The sequence below is a fragment of the Streptomyces sp. NPDC000880 genome, from assembly GCF_053599675.1.
This window is the reverse complement of the sequence record NZ_JBSFMS010000006.1, coordinates 22,792-49,077: the sequence shown is the minus strand read 5'-3', so window position 1 is coordinate 49,077 and position 26,286 is coordinate 22,792. Positions and strand designations below refer to the sequence as shown.

At 70.3% G+C, this 26,286-nt stretch carries 22 protein-coding genes and 1 pseudogene; 12 read left to right on the top strand and 11 right to left on the bottom strand.

Annotated features, from left to right (window positions below):
* Nucleotides 1–45: 45 nt before the first annotated feature.
* A complete protein-coding gene (locus ACWDO5_RS03530; RefSeq protein WP_450528089.1) occupies nt 46–945 on the bottom strand; it encodes a LysR family transcriptional regulator in 900 nt (299 codons plus the stop codon).
* Between the two features lie 100 nt (nt 946–1,045).
* Between ACWDO5_RS03530 and ACWDO5_RS03525 the strand changes: the two genes are divergently transcribed.
* Nucleotides 1,046–2,002 (top strand): EamA family transporter, encoded by a 957-nt coding sequence (locus ACWDO5_RS03525; protein ID WP_450528014.1) that lies wholly within the window; start codon nt 1,046–1,048, stop codon nt 2,000–2,002.
* On the opposite strand, the pseudogene ACWDO5_RS03520 reads toward ACWDO5_RS03525, so the two are convergent.
* The 5 genes and pseudogenes from ACWDO5_RS03520 to ACWDO5_RS03500 all read right to left on the bottom strand — a co-directional run.
* A pseudogene (locus tag ACWDO5_RS03520) lies at nt 1,893–2,666 on the bottom strand (sugar phosphate isomerase/epimerase family protein); the annotation flags it as partial. The gene ACWDO5_RS03525 and the pseudogene ACWDO5_RS03520 sit on opposite strands and share 110 nt — an antisense overlap.
* On the bottom strand, nt 2,663–3,598 hold the full coding sequence (locus tag ACWDO5_RS03515) for a bifunctional helix-turn-helix transcriptional regulator/GNAT family N-acetyltransferase (protein WP_450528013.1): 936 nt from the start codon (nt 3,596–3,598) through the stop codon (nt 2,663–2,665). The gene ACWDO5_RS03515 and the pseudogene ACWDO5_RS03520, both read right to left, overlap by 4 nt.
* A gap of 96 nt (nt 3,599–3,694) precedes the next feature.
* Nucleotides 3,695–4,597: a YceI family protein gene (locus ACWDO5_RS03510; RefSeq protein WP_450528011.1), complete on the bottom strand. Its 903-nt coding sequence runs from the start codon at nt 4,595–4,597 to the stop codon at nt 3,695–3,697.
* Between the two features lie 141 nt (nt 4,598–4,738).
* On the bottom strand, nt 4,739–5,080 hold the full coding sequence (locus ACWDO5_RS03505; protein WP_450528010.1) for a hypothetical protein: 342 nt from the start codon (nt 5,078–5,080) through the stop codon (nt 4,739–4,741).
* Between the two features lie 103 nt (nt 5,081–5,183).
* Nucleotides 5,184–6,248: a LacI family DNA-binding transcriptional regulator gene (locus tag ACWDO5_RS03500; RefSeq protein WP_450528009.1), complete on the bottom strand. Its 1,065-nt coding sequence runs from the start codon at nt 6,246–6,248 to the stop codon at nt 5,184–5,186.
* A gap of 156 nt (nt 6,249–6,404) precedes the next feature.
* Here ACWDO5_RS03500 and ACWDO5_RS03495 point away from each other — a divergent pair, with 156 nt between their 5' ends.
* The 5 genes from ACWDO5_RS03495 to ACWDO5_RS03475 all read left to right on the top strand — a co-directional run bounded on the left by ACWDO5_RS03495 (nt 6,405) and on the right by ACWDO5_RS03475 (nt 14,205).
* A complete protein-coding gene (locus ACWDO5_RS03495; RefSeq protein ID WP_450528007.1) occupies nt 6,405–7,556 on the top strand; it encodes a Gfo/Idh/MocA family protein in 1,152 nt (383 codons plus the stop codon).
* Complete coding sequence (locus tag ACWDO5_RS03490) at nt 7,553–8,695, top strand: dihydrodipicolinate synthase family protein (protein WP_450528005.1); 1,143 nt, start codon at nt 7,553–7,555, stop codon at nt 8,693–8,695. The genes ACWDO5_RS03495 and ACWDO5_RS03490 overlap by 4 nt, the downstream gene beginning before the upstream one ends.
* 38 nt (nt 8,696–8,733) lie before the next feature.
* The gene (locus tag ACWDO5_RS03485; protein ID WP_450528087.1) at nt 8,734–9,531 is read left to right on the top strand and encodes a sugar phosphate isomerase/epimerase family protein; all 798 of its coding nucleotides are present in this window, start codon (nt 8,734–8,736) and stop codon (nt 9,529–9,531) included.
* Between the two features lie 946 nt (nt 9,532–10,477).
* Entirely contained in the window at nt 10,478–12,685 is a 2,208-nt protein-coding gene (recD2, locus tag ACWDO5_RS03480) for an SF1B family DNA helicase RecD2 (protein WP_450528004.1), read from the top strand.
* 230 nt (nt 12,686–12,915) lie between these two features.
* Nucleotides 12,916–14,205 (top strand): citrate synthase, encoded by a 1,290-nt coding sequence (locus tag ACWDO5_RS03475; protein ID WP_450528002.1) that lies wholly within the window; start codon nt 12,916–12,918, stop codon nt 14,203–14,205.
* Nucleotides 14,206–14,612: 407 nt separating this feature from the next.
* On the opposite strand, the gene ACWDO5_RS03470 is transcribed toward ACWDO5_RS03475, so the two are convergent.
* The 5 genes from ACWDO5_RS03470 to ACWDO5_RS03450 all read right to left on the bottom strand — a co-directional run bounded on the left by ACWDO5_RS03470 (nt 14,613) and on the right by ACWDO5_RS03450 (nt 19,353).
* Complete coding sequence (locus ACWDO5_RS03470; protein WP_450528085.1) at nt 14,613–16,814, bottom strand: heavy metal translocating P-type ATPase; 2,202 nt, start codon at nt 16,812–16,814, stop codon at nt 14,613–14,615.
* 180 nt (nt 16,815–16,994) lie between these two features.
* Complete coding sequence (locus ACWDO5_RS03465) at nt 16,995–17,306, bottom strand: heavy-metal-associated domain-containing protein (protein WP_450528001.1); 312 nt, start codon at nt 17,304–17,306, stop codon at nt 16,995–16,997.
* Between the two features lie 121 nt (nt 17,307–17,427).
* The gene (locus tag ACWDO5_RS03460; RefSeq protein ID WP_450527999.1) at nt 17,428–17,742 is read right to left on the bottom strand and encodes a hypothetical protein; all 315 of its coding nucleotides are present in this window, start codon (nt 17,740–17,742) and stop codon (nt 17,428–17,430) included.
* A 298-nt stretch (nt 17,743–18,040) separates the two neighbouring features.
* Nucleotides 18,041–18,238 carry a helix-turn-helix transcriptional regulator gene (locus tag ACWDO5_RS03455; protein WP_450527997.1) on the bottom strand — a complete coding sequence of 66 codons (198 nt, stop codon included), beginning with the start codon at nt 18,236–18,238 and terminating at the stop codon, nt 18,041–18,043.
* Between the two features lie 203 nt (nt 18,239–18,441).
* Nucleotides 18,442–19,353, bottom strand: coding sequence for a sugar phosphate isomerase/epimerase family protein (locus ACWDO5_RS03450; RefSeq protein WP_450527996.1), 912 nt, complete (start codon nt 19,351–19,353; stop codon nt 18,442–18,444).
* A 129-nt stretch (nt 19,354–19,482) separates the two neighbouring features.
* Here ACWDO5_RS03450 and iolC point away from each other — a divergent pair, with 129 nt between their 5' ends.
* From iolC to ACWDO5_RS03420, 6 genes are all read left to right on the top strand, one after another.
* Nucleotides 19,483–20,595 (top strand): 5-dehydro-2-deoxygluconokinase, encoded by a 1,113-nt coding sequence (iolC, locus tag ACWDO5_RS03445; protein WP_450527994.1) that lies wholly within the window; start codon nt 19,483–19,485, stop codon nt 20,593–20,595.
* The gene (locus tag ACWDO5_RS03440) at nt 20,592–21,476 is read left to right on the top strand and encodes a Cgl0159 family (beta/alpha)8-fold protein (protein WP_450527993.1); all 885 of its coding nucleotides are present in this window, start codon (nt 20,592–20,594) and stop codon (nt 21,474–21,476) included. Before iolC ends, ACWDO5_RS03440 begins: the two co-directional genes overlap by 4 nt.
* 16 nt (nt 21,477–21,492) lie before the next feature.
* Entirely contained in the window at nt 21,493–22,383 is an 891-nt protein-coding gene (iolB, locus tag ACWDO5_RS03435; protein ID WP_450527991.1) for a 5-deoxy-glucuronate isomerase, read from the top strand.
* The gene (gene iolD, locus ACWDO5_RS03430) at nt 22,380–24,305 is read left to right on the top strand and encodes a 3D-(3,5/4)-trihydroxycyclohexane-1,2-dione acylhydrolase (decyclizing) (RefSeq protein WP_450527990.1); all 1,926 of its coding nucleotides are present in this window, start codon (nt 22,380–22,382) and stop codon (nt 24,303–24,305) included. Before iolB ends, iolD begins: the two co-directional genes overlap by 4 nt.
* A gap of 26 nt (nt 24,306–24,331) precedes the next feature.
* Nucleotides 24,332–25,831 carry a CoA-acylating methylmalonate-semialdehyde dehydrogenase gene (gene mmsA, locus ACWDO5_RS03425; RefSeq protein ID WP_450527988.1) on the top strand — a complete coding sequence of 500 codons (1,500 nt, stop codon included), beginning with the start codon at nt 24,332–24,334 and terminating at the stop codon, nt 25,829–25,831.
* A 176-nt stretch (nt 25,832–26,007) separates the two neighbouring features.
* Nucleotides 26,008–26,235, top strand: a complete 228-nt coding sequence (locus tag ACWDO5_RS03420; RefSeq protein ID WP_450527986.1) for a hypothetical protein — start codon at nt 26,008–26,010, stop codon at nt 26,233–26,235.
* The last annotated feature ends 51 nt before the right edge of the window (nt 26,236–26,286 follow it).

Here is a 26,286-nt window from a genome sequence, read left to right as displayed (position 1 = left end):
CCCGAGCGGCCCGTACGGACCCGCGCCCCGCATCCGCCGCGCGGCTCACGCGCCCGGCCAGTGGCGCTGGAGCGATTCCACCGTCGCCGTGATCGCGGGGCGGCGCGCCGCGCCCGTGCGCCACAACGCGTACAGCCGTCGCTTCGGCACGGGATCCAGGTCCAGCGCCCACACCCCCGCCGGCAGCGCCCCCCGCCCCAGCCGCGGCATCATCGCGATCCCGAGCCCCGCCGCGACCAGCGCGATCTGCGTGTGGTTCTCCTCGGCCCGGTGGGCGAGATCGGGCTCGCAGCCCGCCGCGCGCAGCGTACGGACCAGCCAGTCGTGGCAGACCGTGCCCGGCGGCTGGCAGATCCACCGCTGCCCCGCCAGATCCTCGCGACGCACGGACGCGCGCGACGCCAGCGGATGCCCCTCCGGCACCAGGAGATCGCACAGGTCGTCGCCGATGACGGCCTGTTCCACGCCCTCGGGAGCGGGCAGCGGAGCGATGTCCCAGTCGTGCGCCACGGCCAGGTCGATCATCCCGCGGGCCACCAGGTCGATGGAGAGATGCGGATCGACCTCCGTCATCCGGGCGTCGAGCCCCGGATGCCTGCGGCCGAGTTCGGCCAGCACGCCGGGCAGCAGTCCGCGGGCCGCCGAGGCGAACGCGCCGATGGTGAGCCGGCCGGTCGGCTGCCCCCTGCGCTCCTCCAGGGTGGTCTCGGCCCGCTCGACGATGGTGAGCAACTCCTGTGCGGTGGCGGCCAGATGACGCGCCTCGTCGGTGAGCGCGACGCCCCGTCCCCGCCGTTCCAGCAGGGTCGTACGCGTCTCCCGCTCCAGCTTGGTGATCTGCTGCGACACGGCGGACGGGGTGTACCCGAGGGCGATGGCCGCGGCGGCCACGGAACCGTGGACGGAGACGGCGTGCAGTGCGCGCAGTCGCCCCAGATCGAGCATGGCCAGCCTCTCTTCTTCGGGCATTCGTAAGCAATGCTCAATTCCACCATGAAGAGACCCGCGCTGGTGCTACATGGTCGGGGCCGGTGATCCTCGGTGCATGCGTCCCGTACACATCGCACTCGCCGTCGTGGTCGCCGCGGTCTGGGGAGTGAACTTCGTCGTCATCGAGCTCGGGCTCGGCCACTTCCCGCCGCTGCTCTTCTCCGCCCTGCGCTTCTTGGTGGCGGCGCTGCCCGCGGTCTTCTTCGTGGGCCGTCCGAAGGTCGCCTGGAAGTGGGTGATCGGCGTCGGACTCGCCCTGGGCGTGGCCAAGTTCGGGCTGCTCTTCATCGGCATGGACCGTGGCATGCCGGCAGGTCTCTCCTCGCTCGTCCTGCAGATCCAGGCGGTCTTCACCGCTCTCTTCGCCGCCTTCGTCCTCAGCGAACGTCCGGGAAGGGTACGGATGTCGGGCATGGCGGTCGCGCTGTGCGGCATCGCGGTCGCGGCGTACGACGAAGGCGCGTCGGGACCGGTCCTCGCCTTCCTGCTCGTGGTCGCGGCGGCGGCCTGCTGGGGCGTGTCCAATGTACTGACCCGCAAGGCGTCCCCGCCGGACGCACTGAACTTCATGATCTGGGTCTCGACGGTCCCCGTACTGCCGCTGCTCGCGCTCTCCCTGCTCTTCGAAGGACCGCGGGCCGATCTGGACGCGCTGCGCGCCCTGGACTGGAGCGGCACCGCCGCGATCGTCTACGTCGCCTGGGGCGCGACGGTCTTCGGCTTCGGCGCCTGGGGCTTCCTGCTGCGCCGCTACCCCGCCTCCGCCGTTGCCCCCTTCTCACTGCTCGTGCCGGTCTTCGGCATGTCGTCCGCGGCCCTGCTGCTGGACGAGTCGGTGAGCCCGCTGCGCTGGGGCGCGGCAGTGCTGCTGGTCGGCGGGGTGGCGCTCACCTCACTGCCGCGAGCAGGCGCTCCAGGTGCTGCCGTCCCGGAGCCAGCAGCCCCGGCAGGTCAGCTGCCTCCGGATGCCAGCGCTTCTCGTACTCCCAGCACAGCCACGTCTCCTCGGTGAGCGTGGCCAGGCACTCGGCCAGCGGCAGTACGCCCGCACCGAGGGGCAGCGGCGCGAGGTCGTCGCGCGATGCGACGTCCTTGACCTGGACATAGCCGAGGAAGGGAGCGAGCGCCGCATGCGCCGCCGCCGGTTCCTCGCCGTCGAGCCACGGGTGCACCACGTCCCAGATCGCGCCCGCGTGCTTGTGGCCGACCGGGCCCAGGATGCGGGATACATCGGCGCCGGTACGGTGCGAGTCGTGGGTCTCCAGCAGGATCCGTACGCCGAGTCCTGCCGCGGTCTCGGCGGCGGCTCCGAGCCGGCGGGCGGCCGTGGCCTCCGCCTCCGCCGGGTCCTCGTCGCCCCCGCCGGGGAAGACGCGCACATTCGGCGCGCCCAGGTCCTTGGCCAGCCACAGCAGTTCGTCGAGCTCCTCGTACACCGGAGCGTCGTCACCGGGAGCCGCGACACCGGTGTACCCGCACACGGTGAGAATCTCTACGCCCGCGCGTTGGAACTCCGCCACCACAGTGGCCCGTTCCCGCTTGCCGATCTCCGGATGCACCGGCTCCTCGGGGTGGGCGCGCAGCTCGACCCCCTGGTAGCCGGTATCCGCGGCGAGCGCGACCACGTCGGGGACCGGCATGCCCGGCACGCCGAGCGTCGAGAAGGCGAACCTCATTTGACCGTTCCTTCCTGCAGGGGGAGCCGCCAGTCCTGGCCGACCAGATCCGCTCCGTACGAGCGGTGCGGTTTCTCGGCGACGAGGGTGAACCCGGCCCGCTGATAGATCCGGCGGGCCCCGGTCAGTACGTCATTGGTCCACAGCACCACTTCCCGGTACCCCACATCGCGCGCGAAATCCACGACAGCGCTCACGAGCCGGTCGCCGAGTCCGTGCCCACGTGCCTCTGGTTCGACGAGCAGGAGCCGCAGCCGCGCGGTCGCCGGGGCGTCGTCCCGTACACACATCACCGACCCGACCGGCCGCCCGTCCAGCTCGGCGATCCACACCCGCTCCAGATGGGGGTCGTGGTTTTGCGCGAAGTCCGCGACGATCCGGGCGGCGAGCCCTTCGAAGTCGGCGTTCCAGCCGTACTCGGCGGCGTACAGCGCACCGTGCCGCTGCACGACCCACCCCAGATCACCGGGCCCGGGCTCGCGCAGCACCGGTCCCTCGCGGTGCGCAGTCCGGGCCCGGGAGAGGATCTGACGCACGGTCCGCATCGCCTCGACCAGCCGCGGGCGCTCATCCGTCGCCACGTTCTCCAGCAGCGCCCCGACGGCCTCCCGCGACCGCTCGTCCAGCAGCGCGGCGGCCTCGCGCCCGCGGGGGGTGAGGGTGATCCGCTGCCGCCGCGGATCCACCTCGGACGGAGCCCGCCCGACCAGCCCGTCCCGCTCGAACTTGGCGAGCATCCTGCTCAAGTACCCGGCGTCGAGGGAGAGTTCGGCGCGCAGGTCGGCGGCGTCGGTGCGGGGGCTGTGGGCGAGTTCGTACAGGACGCGCGACTCGGTGAGGGTGTACGGGGTGTAGCGGTGCTTGCTGTAGTCGAGCGCGCCGATGAGGTTGGTGTAGAAGCGGTTGAACGCGCGGACTTCATTGATCGGCATGAGCTACTCCGGGCTACTCCGAGCCGTCACCTTTGACTGGGTCAACGGTATGACGGGGTTCGGGCCCCGGCAAGTCGCTCACGGACCGCACTGCTGTCACTTGTATTGCAGTTGCGTGCCCTTGGGCACGATCTGGATATCGAGCTCGATCTTGATGTTGGAGCCGACGACGGCGATGCCACGGGCCAGCATCGACTGCCAGTTGACGGTGTAGTCCTCACGGTGCAACTCGGTGGTGGCGGTGACGGCCACGCGGGTCTCACCCTCCATGCCGACGCGCATACCGCCATAGTTGGCGTCGAGGGTCACCGTCCGGGTGACGCCGTGCAGTGTGAGCCCGCCGGTGATCGCCCAGGTGTTCCCGCCGCGGTGCACGAAGCGGTCGCCGTAGAACTCCATGGTGGGGTAGTTCTCCACGTTGAGGAAGTCCGCGGACCGCAGATGGTCGTCGCGCATCTGCACATTGGTGTCGATCGAAGCGGCGTCGATGATGACGTGCATCGCCGAGTCCTCGACGGTGTTGCCGATCCGGATCGCGCCGGCGAAGTTGTTGAAGCGGCCGTAGACCCGGGCGAGGCCGATGTGGCGTGCGACGAACCCGATCCGGGTGTGGGCCTGTTCGATCTCCCATTCGCCGGGGTCGGGCAGCGGGAGCGACGGGGCTATCTGGAGCGTGATGTCCCCGAGGCCGGCCGGCCCCCCGCCATCGTTGACTGACACGCTGCCCCGGTAAGGGGTGAAACTGTCGGCGGAGACGGCCAGTCGGTACTCCCCGAAGGGAACCATTGCCACGACCAAGCCGAAGGGATCGGTCTCACCACTCACTATCTTGCGACCGTGGCTGTCGGTCACCGTGAACTCGGCCCGGCCCACGGGCTCGTTGACGGGGTCGAGGACTCGGCAGGTGAGAAGACCCGCGCCGGCCGGTACGGAGAGTCCGGTGAGTGGGTTGCCCGTCTGCTGCGAGGCCGTCCGTCGGCCGAGAAGGCGGCTGATCATGGTGTGCGTACCCCTATGTGGTCGCGCTCCGCGGGCCGCGCGTAGCGCGACGCCGTCGTCGGGACCGCGACCCATGACGGATACGCATTCGATCACTCTTGCCCGTTCCATGCAAACTACCGGCAGGTAGCGGCTCCGGCATCAGCCGCCGGTACGGAACGGTGGCCGGGGGACCGGCACCTGGTCGAGCATCAGCCCGAAATGGTCGCGGTAGGCGGCCAGGATCTCGCCGGCCGGCGTGCGTTCCCGACGGTCGCCGCGCAGGGGGCCGAGCCGGTCGCCGGCCGGGGGTGACCCGGCCGTCCTCGGTAGCCGGGAGCGGACGGGCGAGCCGGTGAAGTGCGAGGACGGCGGGGTGCGGCGGTACCAGGCCCCGGCCGCGAGACCGGCGAGGACGCGTGGCCGCGTTCCGACGCGGTACCGCGCCGTGCCGTCCCGGAGTACATCCAGATCGCCGTCGGCTGTCGCGACGATACGGAACACGCCGCCAGCCGCCCGGGTCGCGCTGCCCGCCCCGCCTGTCGAAGAGCACGAAGAGTCGCCGTGCCCGGGCAGGACTACGCCCTCGTGCCGGAATCGCCCCCGCTCACCCCTTTCGCGGCGGCGCCGTCGACGCCCGCGCCATCAACTCCGCGCCGATCGTCGCGATCCCCCCGGGCGGCGGGGCCTCGTTGCCCATCGCCAGGCGGCCGGCCCGCGCGCCCGCCTCGTGCAGCGGCAGCCGGACGGTCGTCAGCGCCGGGACCGCGTCCACCGAGAAGGGGAGGTCGTCGAAGCCCGCCACCGAGATGTCCTCGGGGATGCGCAGCCCCTGGTCGCGCAGAGCCGCGCACGCGCCCAGCGCCACCGTGTCGTTCGCTGCCACGATCGCCGTCAAGCCCGGGTCGCGACGCAGGAGTTCGAGCGTCGCGTCGTAGCCGGAGCGGCGTGCGTAAGGCCCGTGCACGGTCACGTGTGACTGGTCTTCGTCGAACCCCGCCGCTGCCAGCGCCGCCCGGTGGCCCTCCAGCCGGTGCCGGGTCGTCGTGCGCTCCGGCGGCCCGGCGACGTAACCGATCCGGCGGTGTCCGAGCGCCAGCAGATGCTCGGTGAGGCGCCGCCCGCCGCCCCGGTTGTCGAAGGCGAGCGCCGCGACGATCGCCTCACTGCCGGGCAGCGGGGGCCGGCCGCACAGCACCACCCGCGTCCCCGCGTCCGCGAGCTTCGCCAGCTTGGCGGCCATCGCGGCGATATGGTCCGGGTCCTCGAGCGCACCGCCGGTCAGTACGACGGCCGCAGCCCGCTGCCGCTGCAGCAGGGTGAGATAGGTGAGCTCGCGCTCCGGCGAGCCGCCGGTGTTGCAGACGATGGCCAGCTTCTCGCCGCCTGCCCGCCCCGAGCCCTCCTGTCCGCCGATCTCCGTCTGCGCCGCCCCGGCCATGATCCCGAAGAAGGGGTCGGCGATGTCGTTGACGAGGATGCCGACCAGGTCGGAGGTTGCGGCCGCGAGCGAGCTCGCGGGCCCGTTCAGTACGTAGTCGAGCTCGTCGACCGCCCGCAGCACCCGCTCCCGCGTCGACGCTGCGACCGGGTAGTTGCCGTTGAGCACACGGGAGACGGTGGCCGGGGACACCCGGGCGCGCGCCGCCACATCCGCCAGGGTGACTGTCATCGCTTTCCTCCACGGGAGATGGGGCAGGGCCCTTGTCCGGGCCACTGTCGGCAGGCTAGCGTCATACCGCTTAGAAAGCGCTTGCTACTGCCGTATCGAGGGAACACGGCCGTGATGAGGGACCAAGAAGCATCGAGGGCACATGGAGGCACCTTCGTGACACGCAGGACAGTGCGGATCGCCATGAACGGCGTCACGGGGCGGATGGGGTATCGCCAGCACCTGGTGCGCTCCCTCCTCGCGATCCGCGAACAGGGCGGCCTCGACCTCGGGGGCGGCGAAGTCCTGTGGCCCGAGCCCGTCCTCGTCGGCCGCCGCGAGCACGCGCTGCGCGAGATCGCGGAGCGGCACGGCCTGGCGCACATCTCCACCGACCTCGACGCCGTGCTCGCCGACGACAGCATCGACATCTACTTCGACGCGCAGGTCACCTCCGCCCGCGTCGCCGCGATCAAGCAGGCCATCGCCGCCGGCAAGCACGTCTACACCGAGAAGCCGACCGCGACCGACCTCGCCGGCGCGCTGGAGCTCGCACGCCTCGCCGAGTCCGCCGGCATCAAGCACGGAGTCGTCCAGGACAAGATCTTCCTGCCGGGCCTGCTGAAGCTGAAGCGCCTCGTCGTCGGCGGCTTCTTCGGTCAGATCCTGTCCGTGCGCGGGGAGTTCGGCTACTGGGTCTTCGAGGGCCACTGGCAGGAGGCGCAGCGCCCGAGCTGGAACTACCGCGCCGAGGACGGCGGCGGCATCGTCGTCGACATGTTTCCGCACTGGGAGTACGTACTGCACGAGCTGTTCGGCCGGGTCACGTCCGTCACCGCGCAGGCCGCCACGCACATTCCGCAGCGCTGGGACGAAAGCGGCAAACCGTATGCCGCGACCGCCGACGACGCCGCCTACGGCATCTTCCAGCTGGAGGGCGGCGCCGTCGCCCAGATCAACTCCTCCTGGGCGGTACGGGTGATGCGCGACGAACTCGTGGAGTTCCAGGTCGACGGCACCCACGGCTCCGCGGTCGCGGGCCTGCGGCGCTGCCGCGCCCAGCACCGCTCCGCCACCCCCAAACCGGTGTGGAACCCGGATCTGCCCGCCACCGAGTCCTTTCGCGACCAGTGGCAGGAGGTGCCGGACAACGGGGAGTTCGAGAACGGCTTCAAGGCGCAGTGGGAGCTGTTCCTGCGCCATGTCGCGCTCGGCGAGCCGTACCACTGGGACCTGCTGGCGGGCGCGCGCGGCGTGCAACTCGCCGAGCTGGGCCTGAAGTCCTCGGCCGAGGGCCGCCGCTTCGAGGTGCCGGAGCTGTCGCTGTGACGATCAGGCTCCCGCACGGGATGTACGAACCCCGCACCGAACCGGCCGTGTTCGCACGTGGGGCCGCACTCGCCTCTCGTACGGTCCTCTCCGCGGCGCATGTCGTGGCCGACCCGTACGCCGATGCGAGCCCCGACTCGCCCGCCGCCGTCGACTGGGACGCCACACTCGCCTTCCGCCGCCATCTGTGGTCGCACGGCCTCGGCGTCGCGGAGGCGATGGATACGGCACAGCGCGGGATGGGCCTGGACTGGGCGGGCGCGGCGGAGCTGATCCGGCGCTCGGCGGCGGAAGCGAAGGCGGTGGGCGGCCGGATCGCGTGCGGAGTGGGCACGGACCAACTCGGCTCCGGCGGCGGTTCGCTGACGCAGGTGCGCGTGGCGTACGAGGAACAACTGGCGCTCGTCGAGGACACCGGCGCGCAGGCGATCCTGATGGCGTCGCGCGCACTGGCCTCGGCGGCCCGGACGTCCGACGACTACCTCTCCGTCTACTCCCACCTCCTGCGGCAGGCGAGCGAACCGGTGATCCTGCACTGGCTGGGCCCGATGTTCGACCCGGCGCTGGAGGGCTACTGGGGTTCCGGCGATCTCGACGCGGCCACCTCGGTCCTGCTCGACGTCATCGCCGCCCACCCCGACAAGGTCGACGGCATCAAGATCTCGCTGCTGGACGCGCAGCGCGAGATCGACCTGCGCCGCCGCCTCCCTCAGGGCGTCCGCTGCTACACCGGCGACGACTTCAACTACCCGGAACTGATCGCGGGCGACGAGCGGGGCTTCAGCCACGCGCTGCTCGGCATCTTCGACCCGCTCGGCCCGCTGGCCGCGGAGGCGGTACGGATCCTCGACACCGGCGATGTCGCAGGGTTCCGCAAACTCCTCGACCCGACGGTCGAGCTGTCCCGCCATCTGTTCGAGGCACCGACCCGCTTCTACAAGACGGGCGTGGTGCTGCTCGCCTGGCTGGCCGGGCACCAGTCGCACTTCACGATGGTGGGCGGCCTGCAGTCGGCCCGCTCGCTGCCGCACTTGTGCCGGGCTTACGAACTGGCTGACGGCCTCGGCCTGTTCCCCGACCCGGGCCTGGCCGAGGCGCGTATGAAGTCCCTGCTGGCGATGTACGGAGTCAACCAGTGACCGATTCAGCCGACCTGACCCGCTTCAGCATCAACCAGATGACCGTGAAGCAGCTCACCCTCCCCGAACTCACCGAGGCATGCGTACGCCTGGGCGTCTCGGGGGTGGGCCTGTGGCGCGAACCGGTCCGGGCGTACGGAGTCGACGCGGCGGCGAAGCTCGTACGCGACGCGGGGCTGACGGTGACCAGCCTGTGCCGCGGAGGCTTCTTCACCGCGATCGACCCGGCGGAGCGGGCCCGCGCCCTGGCCGACAACCGCACGGCGATCGACGAGGCGGCGGCGCTCGGCACGGACACCCTGGTCCTGGTCTCGGGCGGCCTCCCGGCGGGCAGCCGCGACCTGCCGGCCGCGCGGGAACGCATCGCGGACGCGCTGTCCGTACTGGCTCCCTACGCGGGAGAACGGGGTGTGCGGCTGGCGATCGAGCCGCTCCACCCGATGTACGCGGCGGACCGGTGTGTGGTCTCGACGCTGACGCAGGCGCTGGACCTCGCCGAGCGCTTCCCGGCGTCGCAGGTCGGCGTGGTGGTGGACACGTACCACATCTGGTGGGACGACTCGGCGCCGGCCGCGGTGGCGAGGGCGGGCGCGTCGGGCCGTATCCACGCGTTCCAACTGGCGGACTGGACAACGCCGTTGCCGGCGGGGGTGCTGAACGGCCGGGGCCAACTCGGGGACGGTGCGATCGACATGCGCGAGTGGAGGGAACGGGTGGAGGCGGCGGGGTACGGGGGCGCGATCGAGGTGGAGCTGTTCAACGAGGGGCTGTGGGCGCGGGACGGGGAGGAGGTCCTGGGGGAGGTGCTGACGCGGTACGAGGAGTTCGCGGCGTAGCTGTTCCGGCGGGTATTGGCGTTTGCGTGCGGGGTTTGGCTGTCCGGGGTGCGGGGTCGCCTCGGGCGGGGTTCGCGGTGCGGGGTTTGGCTGTTCCGGTGTGCGGGTCGCCTCGGGCGGGGGTCCGCGGTGCGGGTCTTTGGGCTGTTCCGGTGTGCGGGTCGCCTCGGGCGGGGGGCCCGGGGCGCGGGCCTCGGGGCTGTCCCGGGGACCCGGGGCCGTGGGGTGGCGGGTGCCGGGGCCTCCGGAGGGCGCGCCCGGACTGCTTTCCTCGCGGGACCTCCGCTCGTTCCTCGCTGCGGTCCCGGCTGCGCCGCTTTACGTCCGGGCTTTCCCCCTCCTACGACCCCGTCCCCCCTCACGCGGACCATGTGCGGCACACGGGGCCACCCGGATCGTTCAGTGGGCAAGGGGACGCGCAGGGGTCGTGTCCGGGACGTAAAGCGGCGCAGCTCGCGCGAAGCGCGGTGAGGAAAGCAGTCCCGGATACGAGCCCCGGAGCGGCCCCAAACGGCCACCCCACGGTCCCGGGCCCGGGACAGCCCAAGGACCCGCACTGCGGAGACCCGGACGCCGGGACGGCCCAAGGACCCAGCACCGCGCACCCGGACGCCGGGGACGGCCAAGACCCGAACTCGCGGACCCCCGCGCCCCGGGTCGGCCAAGACCCGAACTCGCGGACCCCCGCACGAGCCGCAAGAAAACAACTCCCCGCTGTCGTGCAACCCTTTCCGGGTGACGAGGGTCGTACCTGTCGTCAAGGCTCCCGGGGAGGGGATCTGGGGGGATCAGGGTGCCCTTGACGGAGGGGAACAGGAGGGGCCCGGTCGTCGGACCGGGCCCCCTCGACAGTTCCCGGTCACCCCGCAGGCCTCCCCGACACAGCCCGACCCGGAGTTGTCCACAGGCCACCCGTACTGTCGGACCCCGGCGGTAGCGTCGGATCATGTCCAATCTCGCAGTGGTCGAAGGCGTCCTCGAGCGGATCACATACGCCAACGACGAGACCGGCTACACCGTCGCCCGTGTCGACACCGGCCGCGGCGGAGCCGATCTCCTCACAGTGGTCGGCTCGCTGCTCGGCGCGCAGCCGGGCGAGTCCCTGCGTATGGAGGGCCGCTGGGGCTCCCACGCCCAGTACGGCAAGCAGTTCACGGTGGAGAACTACACCACGGTCCTGCCGGCCACGATCCAGGGCATACGCCGCTATCTCGGCTCGGGCCTGATCAAGGGCATCGGCCCCAGAATCGCCGAGCGCATCGTCGAACACTTCGGGATCGACACCCTCGACATCATCGAGCAGCAGCCGAAGAAGCTCATCGAGGTCCCAGGACTCGGCCCGAAGCGGACGAAGTTGATCGGTGTCGCCTGGGAGGAGCAGAAGGCCATCAAGGAGGTCATGATCTTCCTCCAGGGCGTCGGCGTCTCGACGTCCATCGCGGTGCGCATCTACAAGAAGTACGGCGACGCCTCGATCTCGGTCGTCAAGAACCAGCCGTACCGCCTGGCCGCCGACGTCTGGGGCATCGGCTTCCTCACCGCTGACAAGATCGCCCAGGCGGTCGGCATACCGCACGACAGCCCGGAGCGGGTCAAGGCGGGCCTGCAGTACGCCCTGTCGCAGTCCACCGACCAGGGGCACTGCTTCCTGCCCGAGGAGCAGGTGATCGCGGCCGCGGTGAAGCTGCTCCAGGTCGACACCGGCCTTGTCATCGAGTGCCTCGCCGAACTCGCGGGCGAGGAGGAGGGTGTCGTACGGGAACAGGTCCCGGCCCCGGACGGAGGAGACCCCCTGACCGCCATCTATCTCGTGCCCTTCCACCGTGCCGAAATCTCACTCGCCGCCCAGCTGAACAGACTGCTGCGGGCCGAGCAGGACCGGATGCCCGCCTTCCAGGACGTCGCGTGGGACAAGGCACTGGCGTGGCTGGCGGACCGTACGGGCGCGGAGTTGGCGCCCGAACAGGAGCAGGCGGTCAAGCTGGCCCTCACCCGGAAGGTCGCGGTGCTGACCGGCGGCCCCGGCTGCGGCAAGTCGTTCACGGTCCGCTCCATCGTGGAGCTGGCCCGCGCCAAGAAGGCGAGGGTCGTGCTCGCTGCCCCCACCGGGCGCGCGGCCAAGCGGCTCGCCGAGCTCACTGGCGCGGAGGCGTCCACCGTGCACCGGCTGCTGGAGCTGAGGCCCGGCGGGGACGCGGCGTACGACCGGGACAGACCGCTGGAGGCGGACCTGGTGGTGGTCGACGAGGCATCCATGCTCGATCTGCTGCTGGCCAACAAGCTGGTCAAGGCGGTCGCCCCCGGCGCGCATCTGCTGCTGGTGGGGGACGTGGACCAGCTGCCGAGCGTCGGCGCCGGCGAGGTGCTGCGCGATCTGCTCGCGGACGGCGGCCCGGTGCCGAATGTCCGGCTGACCCGCATCTTCCGGCAGGCTCAGCAGTCCGGCGTCGTCACCAACGCCCACCGCATCAACTCCGGTGTGCAGCCCATCACTTCCGGTCTCCCCGACTTCTTTCTCTTCGTGGAGGAGGAGACGGAGGACGCGGGAAAGCTCACTGTGGACGTGGCGGCCCGCCGAATCCCCGCCAAATTCGGCTTGGATCCGCGGCGCGATGTGCAGGTACTCGCACCCATGCACCGAGGCCCGGCCGGTGCCGGCACCCTCAACGGCTTGCTCCAACAGGCGATTACGCCCGCGCGGCCCGACCTCCCGGAGAAGCGATTCGGCGGCCGGGTCTTCCGCGTCGGCGACAAGGTCACCCAGATTCGCAACAATTACGAGAAAGGCAAGAACGGCGTCTTCAACGGCACGGTCGGCGTGGTCACCTCGCTCCAGCTGGACGATCAGCGGCTGACGGTGCTGACGGACGAGGACGAGGAGGTTCCGTACGACTTCGACGAGCTGGACGAGCTGGCACACGCGTACGCCGTCACCATCCACCGCTCGCAGGGCAGCGAGTACCCCGCGGTGGTGATTCCGGTCACCACCGGAGCCTGGATGATGCTCCAGCGGAACCTTCTCTACACGGCGGTGACCCGGGCCAAGAAGCTCGTCGTGCTGGTGGGCTCCCGCAAGGCGATAGGGCAGGCAGTACGCACTGTTTCCGCGGGCAGACGTTTCACCGCGGTGGACCACCGGCTGGCCGGCGGCTGACGCGGAGGGCTCCGCCGCGCGGGGGAAGCCCTCCCGGCCCCGCGGAGTGGGATAAGCCACCCCGGCTTCCGGAACCTGGGCGAACGGGGCAAGATGAGCAGGTTGGCGGCACTGAGTGCCGCCGATAGGCCCAATGGTCGACCCCGAGTGCACTCTCCACAGCCAAATGGGGGATGGTAGAGACAGTCAGGGCACCTCGAAGAAGAGGCACTACGTCGGTGAGGGATGACGTGAGCGACAACTCTGTAGTACTGCGGTACGCGGACGGTGAATACACCTACCCGGTGGTCGAGAGCACCGTCGGTGACAAGGGCTTCGACATCGGCAAGCTCCGAGCCCAGACCGGTTTGGTGACCCTGGACAGTGGATACGGCAATACCGCCGCCTATAAATCCTCGATCACATATCTCGACGGCGAGCAGGGCATCCTGCGGTACCGCGGTTACCCCATTGAGCAGCTGGCCGAGCGCTCCACTTTCCTTGAGGTGGCGTACCTGCTGATCAACGGCGAGCTTCCGACGGTCGACGAGCTTTCCAGCTTCCGGGGTGAGATCACCCAGCACACGCTGCTGCACGAGGACGTCAAGCGGTTTTATGGCGGATTCCCGCGCGACGCGCACCCGATGGCGATGCTGTCCTCCGTGGTCAGCGCTCTTTCGACGTTCTACCAGGACAGCCATAACCCGTTCGATGAGAAGCAGCGCCACCTCTCCACGGTCCGGCTGCTGGCCAAGCTGCCGACGATCGCGGCGTACGCCTACAAGAAGTCGATCGGCCACCCCTTCGTCTACCCGCGCAACGACCTCGGGTACGTGGAGAACTTCCTGCGGATGACCTTCTCGGTCCCCGCCCAGGAGTACGACCTGGACCCTGTCGTGGTCTCCGCACTCGACAAGCTGCTGATCCTGCACGCGGACCACGAGCAGAACTGTTCGACCTCCACCGTGCGTCTGGTCGGCTCCTCGCAGGCGAACATGTTCGCCTCGATCTCCGCCGGCATCAGTGCCCTGTGGGGCCCGCTCCACGGTGGCGCCAATCAGTCGGTCCTGGAGATGCTCGAGGGCATCAAGGCCAACGGCGGCGACGTCGACTCCTTCATCCGCAAGGTGAAGAACAAGGAGGACGGCGTCCGCCTGATGGGCTTCGGCCACCGCGTCTACAAGAGCTTCGACCCGCGCGCGAAGATCATCAAGGCCGCGGCGCACGATGTCCTCTCGGCGCTCGGCAAGTCCGACGAGCTGCTCGACATCGCGCTCAAGCTGGAGGAGCACGCGCTCTCCGACGACTACTTCGTCTCGCGCAACCTCTATCCGAACGTGGACTTCTACACGGGCCTGATCTACCGGGCCATGGGCTTCCCGACCGAGATGTTCACCGTGCTCTTCGCGATCGGCCGACTGCCCGGCTGGATCGCCCAGTGGCACGAGATGATCAAGGAGCCGGGTTCCCGCATCGGCCGTCCGCGCCAGATCTACACCGGCGAGGTCCTGCGCGACTTCGTCCCGGTCGAGGCCCGCTGACACCAGGACTCCGGCACGTGGTGCGCGTCCGCGCCTCGTAACCGGTCCCGTCGCAGGCGCGCAGACAGCGGAAAGCGCCCCGCTGCCGATCCCCCCACGGGTCGGCGGGCGGGGCGCTTCCCATATCCCCGGAGCGGATTCCCCCCACGGGATCCGGCCGGGCGTCTGCTGGCCGCAGAAGCTCCTCATGCGGTCTGCCGGGGTACGTACGCACGGGAGGGCCGCTCAAAGCTCCCCGGGCACGTGCCCCGGCCAACGCTTGCCTGGGACGTCCCCCAAGACATCCCATGAACGTCCCCCAAGACGTTCTCGGCATCGCCAATTTAGACTCGCGAGGAGCCTGAATGGTTACCCCTAAATATCTGTGATCTAGGTCTCTTTGTGAAGGTCTTGTGGCCTACTTGTAGTCACCTGAAGGAGCGCAGCCGCAGGCTGTTGGCTACCACAAATACGGATGAAAAGGCCATGGCGAAACCGGCGATCATGGGGTTGAGCAGGCCTGATGCCGCCAGGGGCAGTGCGGCGACGTTGTAGCCGAAAGCCCAGAAAATATTGCCCTTGATTGACATCAGTGTCCGACGGGCGAGACGGATCGCGTCGGCCGCAGTCCTCAGATCCCCTCGTACGAGCGTCAGATCACCGGCCTCTATCGCCGCGTCCGTGCCCGTGCCCATCGCCAGACCCAGGTCGGCGACGGCCAGTGCGGCCGCGTCATTGACCCCGTCACCCACCATTGCGACGCTGCGGCCCTGCGCCTGGAGACGACGGACCACAGCCACTTTCTCCTCGGGCATGACCTCGGCGTACACCTCGTCGATGCCGACCTCGGCAGCGACCGCGTCGGCGACCGCCTTGCTGTCGCCGGTCAGCAGCACCGGAGTGAGACCGAGGTCGCGCAGCCGCGCCACCGCCTCGGCGCTGGTGTCCTTGACCGCGTCGGCGACGCTGAGCACGCCCAGCGCCTTGCCGTCCCGGGCGACGAAGACGGCGGTACGTCCCTCTCCCGCAGCGGCCTTCAGCTCGCGGGTCAGCTCCACCCCGGCGTTCTCGAGCAGTTGCGCGCGCCCGACCAGCACCTGGTGCCCGTCGACGTCGCCTCGTACGCCGAGGCCCGGGACGTTCTCGAAAGCCGTCGGCACGGGCAGGGCGCCGACGCGCTCCTCGGCTCCCGCCGCGAGAGCGCGGGCGATCGGATGCTCCGACGCGTGCTCCAATGCGCCCGCGAAACGCAGCAGTTCATCCTCATCGGCGGTTTCGGAGACGTACACGCCCTGAAGGCTCATCCGGCCCGTGGTGACCGTCCCCGTCTTGTCCAGGACGATGGTGTCGACCCTGCGGGTGGACTCCAGCACCTCGGGGCCCTTGATGAGGATGCCGAGCTGGGCGCCGCGACCGGTGCCCACCATGAGGGCGGTCGGCGTCGCCAGGCCGAGCGCGCAGGGGCAGGCGATGATCAGTACGGCGACAGCGGCGGTGAAGGCCGCGGTCGCGTCTGCGGTGGTCAGCAGCCAGCCGGCCAGGGTGCCGAGGGCGATCACCAGGACGACGGGTACGAAGACGGCCGAGATCCGGTCGGCGAGGCGCTGCACGTCGGCCTTGCCGTTCTGAGCGTCCTCGACCAGCCGGGCGATCCGGGCGAGCTGGGTGTCCGCGCCGACCCGGGTGGCCTCGACGACGAGACGGCCGCCGGCGTTGACGCAGCCGCCGGTGACCGGGTCACCCGCGGCCACATCCAGCGGCACGGACTCACCCGTCAGCATCGAGGCGTCGACGGCGGAGGCGCCCTCGACGACCGTGCCGTCGGTGGCGACCTTCTCTCCGGGGCGTACGACGAACCGGTCGCCGACCGCGAGCCGACCCACCGGAATCCGTACCTCCGTTCCGTCGCGCAACACGGCGACGTCCTTGGCGCCCAGCTCCATCAGGGCGCGCAGGGCCGCGCCCGCCTTCCGCTTGGAGCGGGCCTCCAGATAGCGGCCGAGGAGGAGGAAGGTGGTGACGCCCGCTGCGACTTCGAGATAGATCGTGGAGGAGGCGTCGGTGCGCGAGACGGTGAGGTCGAAGCCGTGCCGCATACCGGGCATGCCCGCATGGCCGAGGAAGAGAGCCCAGAGCGACCAGCCGAAGGCGGCGAGCGTGCCGACGGAGATGAGGGTGTCCATGGTGGCCGCGCCGTGCCGGAGGTTGGTCCAGGCGGCCCGGTGGAAGGGGAGCGCACCCCAGACGACGACGGGGGCGGCGAGGGTGAGGGAGAGCCACTGCCAGTTGTCGAACTGGAGGGCGGGGATCATCGCCATGAGGACGACGGGTATCGCGAGCAGGGCTGAAACGGTGAGGCGCTGACGGAGGGCGGCGGACTCCGGTTCGACGTGTGCCGCGGGGGCCGCGTCGGAAGTCGCGCCGGGAGTGGGGTCCGGCTCCGGCTCGCGCGGCGGGGGCTGCTCGGCCGTGTAGCCGGTCTTGACGACGGTGGCGATGAGGTCGGCGACCTCAAGCCCGTGCGGGTAGGAGATCTTCGCCTTCTCGGTGGCGTAGTTGACCGTGGCGCTGACGCCGTCCATGCGGTTGAGCTTCTTCTCGACGCGGGCGGCGCAAGAGGCGCAGGTCATCCCGCCGATGGTGAGCTCGACCTGGGAAGTTTCCACGTTCAGTACTCCATCTCCACAATGGGCGCCGGGCCGTGCCCGACCAGCATCGGACTGGTCGGGCAGGCCTGGCGGGAGGGTTTGGCAGAAGGGGGCGCTCGGTGTCCGGTGCCGGCCGAGCGGTGCGGCGCTCGGTGCCCGGTCTCAGGCCTGGCCGACGAGCTCGTATCCCGCCTCGTCCACGGCCTCGCGCACGGCCGTCTCGTCGAGCGGGGCATCGGAGACCACCGTCACCTGGCCGCTTGCGGCGACCGCCTTCACCGAAGTGACGCCCGGCAGCTCGGAGAGCTCGCCGGTGACCGCGCCCTCGCAGTGGCCACAGGTCATGCCTGTGACCTGGTAGACCGTGGTGACGCCGCCGATCCGGACATCGGCCGCGCCGTCGTGGCAGGAGCCGGTGGACGAGCAGCAGGAGCCGGTCGCCCGGGCGGTCTCGGTCTTCGTCTCGGCGGTCATGGCGTTCTCCTCTTCGAGGGTGCAACACGTACTGGGTGCACGTACGAGGTCGTGGTGTGCCGGAGAGGCGGGGGGATGCCTTGGCTCCCCGACGCTCACCAGACTATACCCCTAGGGGGTATTAATGTGAACCTGGCGCCGTGTCTCGCCGCTCCGTCATGGGGAGCACGGCTTCGCCGAGGAGCGGGTTCAGGTACCCGAACATGACCTTCTTGATCTCGGTGATGTACGCCTCTCGCTCCTCGTCCTCGTGGGTGAGGACCAGATCCAGACCGGCCTTGACGATGGCGAAGATCGTGGCGGCGGTGCGGGAGAGCTCGGCGGGCGGGGCGTCGGGGAGGTAGCCCGCGATGATCTCCTCGATCCGGGTGAGCAGCCCCGCGTGCAGGGCGTTGAACTCCTGGGTGATCCGGCCGGGGATGTCGGGGCCGTGCATTCAGGACGGCGAAGGCCGGGTTCTCGTGGTTGAACGCGAAGAGTGGGTCGAGGACCGCGTCCAGCAGCTCGTCGAGCGGGAGGTCGAGGATCGCGGCGCCTGGTGGGCGCCCGGGCCGCTGCGCCGGTTCCATCGGCGATTCGGGCTGAGCGAGGGGGAGATACCGCAGCCCGTGCCGGCCGGACTCGGAGCCGATGCCGGACTCGGAGCCGGAGCCGGACGCGGATGGGGCACGGGACAGCGTCAGGGCCTGATACCGCGGCGGACCGCCCAATCCCGGGCACGTCTCGCGCGGTGCTCACTCCCTGCGGCGTCTGTTCCCGGGGCGATTGGCCACCCAGACGCGGATCGTGTCCGCGTACCAGTAGGGCTTCCCGGCCTCCACATGGTCGGGCGGCGGGAGAAGGCCGTGCTTGCGGTAGGAGCGGACTGTGTCCGGCTGCACCCGGATGTGCGCGGCGATGTCCTTGTAGGACCAGAGTCTTCTGTCCGTCATCTGTGTGGCACCTCCGTGCGTGCGCGGCAGCGGCGGCGCGGGGGGCCGTCGGGAGCTGCAGCGCGGACGCTGGCGATCACTGAGCTACCCGTTGAACGACTGCGAGGGGATTGAGGGGAGGGCTGTTGATCGACTGTGACGGAAGGCTCGCAGAACGGAGACATGCGTGACGAGGAGGCAACAACGCTGGTGGCGTGTTCGCGTCAGGCGCCACAAGAGCGCAGGAAACCGCGGGTCCGCCGGGCGATCGGGAAGGGTTTGTCCGGCGGGCAGGGGTACATGTCCTGCTCGACGATGGCGAAGAGTTCGACGTCCAGCGCCTGGGCCGCGGCCAGTACCGGCTCCAGCGCGGGTACCCCGGCGGGAGGTTCGCACATCACGCCCCGGCCGACCGCAGGACCGAAGGGCACCTCGTCCGCGACGACTTCGGCGAGGATCTCCGGGTCCACCTGCTTGAGATGGAGGTAGCCGATCCGCTCCCCGTAGGTCTCGATCAGCTTGACGCTGTCGCCGCCGCAGTAGGCGTAGTGCCCGGTGTCCAGGCACAGGGAGACCAGTTCGGGATCGGTGCCGTCGAGGAACCGGCTGACGTTCTCCTCGCTGTCGATATGGGTGTCCGCGTGCGGATGGACGACGATCTTCAGTCCGTACCGCTCGCGCACCTCATGGCCCAGCCGTTCGGTCTGGGTGGTGAGATCGCGCCACTGCGCGGGGGTCAGGGTGCGGTCCTCCAGTACCTGGCCCGTTTTGTCGTCGCGCCAGAAGGAGGGGATGACGACCAGATGCTCCGCGCCCATGGCCCGGGTCAGCGCCGCGATGTCGGAGACGTGTGCCCAGGTCCTGTCCCAGACGGCCGGCCCGTGGTGCAGCCCGGTGAAGACCGTTCCCGCCGAGACCTTCAGGCCGCGCCGGGCGGTCTCCTCGGTGAGGAGGGCGGGTTCGCTCGGGAGATAGCCGTACGGACCGAGCTCGATCCATTCGTAACCGGCACTCGCGACCTCGTCGAGGAAGCGCTGCCAGGGAACCTGCTGAGGGTCGTCGGGGAACCACACCCCCCAGGAGTCGGGGGCTGAGCCGACCCGGATGCGTTTCAGGGAGGGGACGGATGAGGTCATGCGGACGAGCTTTCCGGCCGCCGCGGAAGGGTGTCAAGCCTTCGTCCGAATGTAAGGACAAAATGTTGACAGGGTTCAGGAGGGAGCACTAGACCTGGGGGCAGCCGGCGTCGAACCGAAGGGACGCGCATGCCTCAGCCGTACGACGTGATCACGATGGGCCGGATCGGGGTGGACCTGTATCCGCTGCGGATCGGGGTCCCGTTGGCGCAGGTCGACACGTTCGGAAAGTTCCTCGGCGGCTCGGCCACGAATGTCGCGGTCGGGGCAGCCCGGCTCGGCCGGCGGACGGCGGTGATCACCCGCACCGGCCAGGACGCCTTCGGGGACTATCTCCACCAGGCGCTGGGGGAGTTCGGGGTCGACGACCGCTGGGTGACCGCGGTCGCCGCCTATCCGACCCCGGTCACCTTCTGCGAGATCTTCCCGCCGGACGACTTCCCGCTCTACTTCTACCGGCAGCCGAAAGCTCCCGACCTCGAAATTCACGAGCACGAGCTGGACCTCGCGGAGATCCGCGCGGCGCGCGTCTTCTGGATGACCGGCACCGGCCTGTGCACGGAGCCGAGCCGTACGGCGACGCTGGCCGCACTCGCCCACCGGGACCGGTCCGGCATCACCGTCGTCGACCTCGACTGGCGGCCGATGTTCTGGGGGGACCCGGCCGAGGCGCGACGGTACTACGCCGAGGCGCTGGCGCACGCCACCGTCGCCGTCGGCAACCTGGAGGAGTGTGAAATCGCCACCGGCGAGCGCGAGCCGTACGCCGCGGCCCGCGCGCTCCTTGCCGCCGGGATCGAGCTCGCCGTCGTCAAGCAGGGCCCCAAAGGTGTCCTCGCCGTACACCGGGACGGGACGCAGGCCGAGGTGCCGCCCGTCCCCGTCGAGGTGGTCAACGGGCTTGGTGCCGGGGACGCGTTCGGCGGGGCGCTGTGCCACGGGCTGCTCTCCGGCTGGGAGTTGGAGCGCATCATGCGGTACGCCAACGCCGCCGGGGCCATCGTCGCCGCCCGCCTCGCCTGCTCCACCGCGATGCCGTACGCCGCCGAGGTCGACCAGGTCCTGACCGGCGGCCCGGTCCCGCCGTCCCCGACCCCGCCGCCCAGCGCACCGACCCCGCCCGCGCAATCCCCGACCCCGCCGCCCCCGCCGTCCAGCGCACCGCCCCCGCCGTCCCCGGCCCAGACATCCGCCGCGCCCTACCGGCCCGGCGACACACACCCGCCCGGAGCCGCTTCGTGAGCCGCGTCGACATCGCCGAGCTCGTCGGGATCCGCACCCGCCATCCCGAGGCCGTCGCCGAGGCCGCCACCCGGCGCCGCAGGCGACCTGGGCTCATCGGCGACAGCGGGCGCCTGATGATCATCGCCGCCGACCACCCCGCCCGCGGCGCCCTCGCAGTCGGGGACCGCCGCCTCGCCATGGCAAACCGACTCGATCTGCTCGAACGGCTCTGCCTGGCCCTCTCCCGCCCCGGCGTCGACGGCGTGCTCGCCACCGCCGACATCCTCGACGACCTGCTCCTCCTCGGCGCCCTCGACGACAAGGTCGTCATGGGTTCGATGAACCGCGGGGGGCTCGCGGGCGCCGCGTTCGAGCTCGACGACCGGTTCACCGGACACCGTGCCCAGGACCTGGACCGGCTCGGCTTCGACGCGGGCAAGCTGCTGCTCCGTATCGACTACCAGGACCCCGCCTCCCTCGACACGCTGCACGCCACCGCCCGCGCCGTCGACGAGATGGCCGCGCGTCAGCTTCCCGTCTTCATAGAGCCGTTCATCTGTCACCGGATCGACGGCCTGCTCCGCAACGATCTCAGCGCCGAAGCAGTCACCCGGTCGATCGCCATCGCGTCCGGGCTTGCCGGCACCTCCGCGTACTCCTGGCTGAAGGTCCCCGTCACCGACGACCCCGACGACATGGCGGCCGTGATGGAGACCTCGACCCTGCCCGCGGTCCTCCTCGGAGGCGAGATCGGCGACGACCAGCACGGCGCGTACGAGAAATGGCGTGGTGCGCTGCAACTGCCCACCGTGCAGGGGCTGGTGGTGGGACGCTCGCTGCTGTATCCGGTCGACGGAGACGTTGCCGGGGCGGTCGATGCGGCCGTAGGACTGCTGTAGGGGGTACGGAGAAGTCATGAGCGAGACCGACGACCAGAAGCAGTACGTGCCGGCGGGGAGCGCGGCGAGTGGTCCCTACGCCCTCCGGATCGAACCCGAGCAGGCCGGCTGGGGGTACTCCAGCCTCCGTGTACTGGAGCTGGAGCCCGGCGGCTCACACTCCCTGGCCGCCGGGGAAAGCGAGTGGATCGTGCTGCCGCTCACCGGCGGTTGCACGGTGCAGACGCAAGGCGAGATCTTTGAACTGCAGGGCAGAGAAAGCGTGTTCGGCGGAGTGACGGACTTCGCCTACGTACCGCGCGATGCCCATGCACAGATCGCCTCCGGTGCGGGAGGCCGCTTCGCCCTGGCAGGAGCGAAGTGCGAGCGACGACTCCCCGCTCGCTACGGCCCCGCGCCGGAGGTACCGGTCGAGCTGCGTGGCTCGGGCAACTGCTCGCGCCAGGTCAACAATTTCGCGGCCGCGGACACCTTCGACTGCGACAAGCTGATCGCGGTCGAGGTGCTCACCCCTGGTGGCAACTGGTCCTCGTACCCGCCGCACAAGCACGACGAGCACCGCCCAGGCATCGAGTCCGAGCTCGAGGAGATCTACTATTTCGAGATCGACCGCGGCGGCATGGGCTACCACCGGGTCTCCCCGTCCCGGCCCGGCGGCAGCGACGTCCTCGCCGAAGTCCGCACCGGCGACGCCGTCCTGATCCCCGACGGCTGGCACGGCCCGTCCATCGCCGCGCCCGGCCGCAATATGTACTACCTGAACGTCATGGCCGGCCCGGGCGACGAGCGCGAGTGGCTGATCTGCGACCACCCGGACCACGGCTGGATCCGCGACACCTGGCCGACCCAGCCCGTCGACCCCCGCCTGCCCCTGTACGAAGCCGACGCCCAGGAAGGCCCCCGATGAGCACTACGCGCCGACTCACCGTCGCCCAAGCCCTCGTCGCCTTCCTCGCCCGCCAGTTCACCGAGCGTGACGGCAGCCGCCACCGCCTGATCAACGCCACCTGGGGCATCTTCGGCCACGGCAATGTAGCCGGACTCGGCCAGGCGCTCCTCGAGTCCGGCGCGGCCGGGGCATCAGGTATCTCAGGCATGTCAGGCACGTCCGCCACCGGCATGCCGTACTTCCAGGGCCGCAACGAACAGGCCATGGTGCACGCCGCCGTCGGCTACGCCCGCCAGTCCCGCCGCCTCTCCGCCCACGCCGTCACCACCTCCATCGGCCCCGGCGCGACCAATCTCGTCACCGGCGCCGCGCTCGCCACCATCAACCGGCTGCCGGTCCTGCTGCTGCCCGGCGACGTGTTCGCGACCCGCCCCGCCGACCCGGTCCTCCAGCAGCTCGAAGTCCCGTACGCAGGCGATGTGTCGGTCAACGACGCGCTGCGCCCGGTCTCTCGCTACTTCGACCGCGTCACCCGCCCCGAGGCGCTGATCCCGGCCGCCCTTCAGGCCATGCGCGTGCTCGCCGACCCCGCCGCCACCGGCGCGGTCACGCTCGCGCTGCCGCAGGACGTGCAGGCCGAGGCGTACGACTGGCCGGAGGAGTTCTTCGCCGAGCGCGTCTGGCAGGTGCGCCGGCCCCGGCCCGACCTGGACGCCCTCGACGCGGCGCGCCGCGCGCTGACCGCGGCCCGCCGCCCTCTGATCGTGGTGGGCGGCGGCGTCCACCACAGCGAGGCCGAGGAAGCCCTGCGGTCCTTCGCCGGGGCGACCGGCATCCCGGTCGCCTCCACCCAGGCAGGTAAGGGCTCGCTGCCCCACGACCACCCCTGCGACGTCGGCGGCATCGGTCACACCGGCACCGCCACGGCCGACGAACTGGCCCGTACCGCAGATCTGGTGATCGGCGTCGGCACTCGCTGGTCCGACTTCACCACCGCCTCCGCGACCCTCTTCCAGAACCCGGCCGTCCGGTTCCTGAACATCAACATCACCACCTTCGACGCCCACAAGATGTCCGGACTCTCACTCGTCGCGGACGCCCGCACCGCCCTTGACGAGCTGGCCGGCGCGCTGGGCACGCGCTTCCGCGTGGAACCCGCGTACGAGACGGAGTACGCCGACGACAAGGAGCGCTGGGAGCACCGCGTCGACGCCGCGTACGAGGCCGAGGACCCTGACACCCGCCCCACCCAGCCCCAGGTGCTCGGCGCCCTCGACGCTCTGGTCACCGGCGACGACATCGTGATCAACGCCGCGGGCTCGCTCCCGGGCGACCTGCACAAGCTGTGGCGGGCCCGTTCCGCCGACCAGTACCACGTCGAGTACGGCTACTCCTGCATGGGATACGAGATCCCCGCGGCCATCGGCGTCGGGATGGCCGCGCCCGGACGGCCTGTCTGGGCGCTCGTCGGCGACGGTACGTATTTGATGAACCCCACCGAAATCGTCACAGCCGTCCAGGAGAACATCCCGATCAAAGTGGTCATCCTGCAGAACCATGGGTACGCCTCCATCGGAGGCCTTTCCGAGTCGGTGGGCGCGGAGCGCTTCGGCACCGCCTACCGCCACCGGGTCGGCGACGGTACGTACACCGGCGCCCCGCTCCCCGTCGACCTGGCCGCCAACGCCGCCTCGCTGGGGATGCGCGTGATCCGCGCCAGGACGGTGCGTGACCTGCGCGAAGCGCTCGCCGAGGCGCGGGCGGCAGACGTTCCCACAGGTGTCTACGTCGAGACCGAAACGGCAGACACTGTGTCGGGCGCGCCTCCCGCGCAGGCGTGGTGGGATGTTCCGGTGGCCGAGACCGCGACCCGGCCGTCGGCGGTCAAGGCCCGGGAGGAGTACGACCGGCAGGTCGCAGCCCGACGCCGCCATCTGTGACGCCCCCATCTGTGAAGGAGCACGAAATGAAGACCGTCAACCACTGGATCGGTGGCAAGACCGTCGAGGGCGCGTCCGGCAACTGGGGCCCGGTCACCGACCCGGCGACCGGCGCCGTCACCACCCAGGTCGCGCTGGCCTCGGCCGAGGAGGTCGACGCGGCCGTCACGACGGCGAAGGAGGCATACGCCACCTGGGGCACGTCCTCGCTCGCGCAGCGCACCGGCATCCTCTTCCGCTATCGCGCGCTCCTCGACGCGCACCGCGACGATATCGCCGCGCTGATCACCGCCGAGCACGGCAAGGTCCACTCCGACGCGCTCGGCGAGGTCGCCCGCGGCCTCGAGATCGTGGAGCTGGCCTGCGGCATCACCACCCAGCTCAAGGGTGAACTGTCCACCCAGGTCTCCAACCGGGTCGACGTGTCCGCGATCCGCCAGCCGCTCGGCGTCGTCGCGGGCATCACGCCGTTCAACTTCCCGGCGATGGTCCCGATGTGGATGTTCCCGCTGGCCATCGCCTGCGGAAACACGTTCGTACTGAAGCCGAGCGAGAAGGACCCGTCGGCATCCAACCTGCTCGCGGAGCTGGCCGCCGAGGCGGGCCTGCCCGACGGCGTGCTCAATGTCGTCCACGGCGACAAGGTCGCGGTCGACGCGCTGCTCGCCCACCCGGACGTCGCCGCGGTCTCCTTCGTCGGCTCCACCCCGATCGCCCGCTACATCCACACCACCGCCTCCGCCAACCACAAGCGCGTCCAGGCGCTCGGCGGCGCGAAGAACCACATGCTGGTCCTCCCGGACGCGGACCTGGACGCGGCCGCGGACGCGGCGGTCTCCGCGGCGTACGGTTCCGCGGGTGAGCGCTGCATGGCGATCTCCGCGGTCGTCGCGGTCAGTTCTATCGCCGACGAGCTGGTCCAGAAGATCCGCGAGCGCGCCGAGAAGATCAAGATCGGCCCCGGCAACGACCCGGAGTCCGAGATGGGCCCGCTGATCACCAAGGCCCACCGCGACAAGGTCGCCTCCTACGTCACGGGCGCGGCGGCCCAGGGCGCGGAGGTCGTCCTGGACGGCACCGGCTACACGGTCGACGGCTTCGAGGACGGCCACTGGATCGGCCTGTCGCTCCTGGACCGCGTCTCGACCGACTCGGACGCCTACCGCGACGAGATCTTCGGCCCGGTGCTGTGCGTGCTGCGCGCGGAGACGTACGAGGACGGCGTGGCTCTGATCAACGCATCCCCGTTTGGCAACGGCACGGCCATCTTCACCCGCGACGGCGGCGCGGCCCGCCGCTTCCAGCTGGAGATCGAGGCCGGCATGGTCGGCGTGAACGTCCCGATCCCGGTCCCGGTGGGCTACCACTCCTTCGGCGGCTGGAAGGACTCGCTCTTCGGCGACCACCACATCTATGGCAACGACGGCGTGCACTTCTACACCCGCGGCAAGGTCGTCACCACCCGCTGGCCGGACCCCTCGGAGGCCCCGGCGGGCGTGGACCTGGGCTTCCCGCGCAACCACTGACCGACACCAGGCACCCGGCCCGTACGGAACCTTCATCCGTACGGGCCGCGCCTGTTTCTGGGCTGCTCACCCAACTCACTGACAAGTGAACGCAGTTCATGTCCGGCGCGCCGGGGGCAGGGCCTCGCCGATCGGGAGAGCTGATTTCCCCTAATTCCTACTTATCTGTCATCCAGGTGGCCGACAGCTGGAAGGGGACGGTTGTCGTTGAGAGGTCTGTGAAAACGCCTATCGCACAGCCCGAATTGCTCAACCGGCATTCCGATGTATCGCCGCTGCGGCGCATGAACACCAGCGCGCAAGGTGCCGCCGCCCTGGTCAGGCCGTGGAACCCGGAACTGGCGGACTTCATGGCGGCCATGGAACAGATCGAGGCCGATTACGCCCGTCGCTGCACCACGTGACCGCCGAGCGTGCGCTCGCACGCTACAGCTGCGGTCCGCTGCGGGAGCGGC

Coding starts and splice junctions, on each gene's coding strand:
- ACWDO5_RS03530 (WP_450528089.1), bottom strand. CDS start 945: ATGCTCGATCTGGGGCGACTGCGCGCACTGCACGCCGTCTCCGTCCAC.
- ACWDO5_RS03525 (WP_450528014.1), top strand. CDS start 1,046: ATGCGTCCCGTACACATCGCACTCGCCGTCGTGGTCGCCGCGGTCTGG.
- ACWDO5_RS03515 (WP_450528013.1), bottom strand. CDS start 3,598: ATGCCGATCAATGAAGTCCGCGCGTTCAACCGCTTCTACACCAACCTC.
- ACWDO5_RS03510 (WP_450528011.1), bottom strand. CDS start 4,597: ATGATCAGCCGCCTTCTCGGCCGACGGACGGCCTCGCAGCAGACGGGC.
- ACWDO5_RS03500 (WP_450528009.1), bottom strand. CDS start 6,248: ATGACAGTCACCCTGGCGGATGTGGCGGCGCGCGCCCGGGTGTCCCCG.
- ACWDO5_RS03485 (WP_450528087.1), top strand. CDS start 8,734: ATGACCGTGAAGCAGCTCACCCTCCCCGAACTCACCGAGGCATGCGTA.
- recD2 (WP_450528004.1), top strand. CDS start 10,478: ATGTCCAATCTCGCAGTGGTCGAAGGCGTCCTCGAGCGGATCACATAC.
- ACWDO5_RS03470 (WP_450528085.1), bottom strand. CDS start 16,814: ATGACCTGCGCCTCTTGCGCCGCCCGCGTCGAGAAGAAGCTCAACCGC.
- ACWDO5_RS03465 (WP_450528001.1), bottom strand. CDS start 17,306: ATGACCGCCGAGACGAAGACCGAGACCGCCCGGGCGACCGGCTCCTGC.
- ACWDO5_RS03460 (WP_450527999.1), bottom strand. CDS start 17,742: ATGCACGGCCCCGACATCCCCGGCCGGATCACCCAGGAGTTCAACGCC.
- ACWDO5_RS03455 (WP_450527997.1), bottom strand. CDS start 18,238: ATGACGGACAGAAGACTCTGGTCCTACAAGGACATCGCCGCGCACATC.
- ACWDO5_RS03450 (WP_450527996.1), bottom strand. CDS start 19,353: ATGACCTCATCCGTCCCCTCCCTGAAACGCATCCGGGTCGGCTCAGCC.
- iolC (WP_450527994.1), top strand. CDS start 19,483: ATGCCTCAGCCGTACGACGTGATCACGATGGGCCGGATCGGGGTGGAC.
- iolB (WP_450527991.1), top strand. CDS start 21,493: ATGAGCGAGACCGACGACCAGAAGCAGTACGTGCCGGCGGGGAGCGCG.
- iolD (WP_450527990.1), top strand. CDS start 22,380: ATGAGCACTACGCGCCGACTCACCGTCGCCCAAGCCCTCGTCGCCTTC.
- mmsA (WP_450527988.1), top strand. CDS start 24,332: ATGAAGACCGTCAACCACTGGATCGGTGGCAAGACCGTCGAGGGCGCG.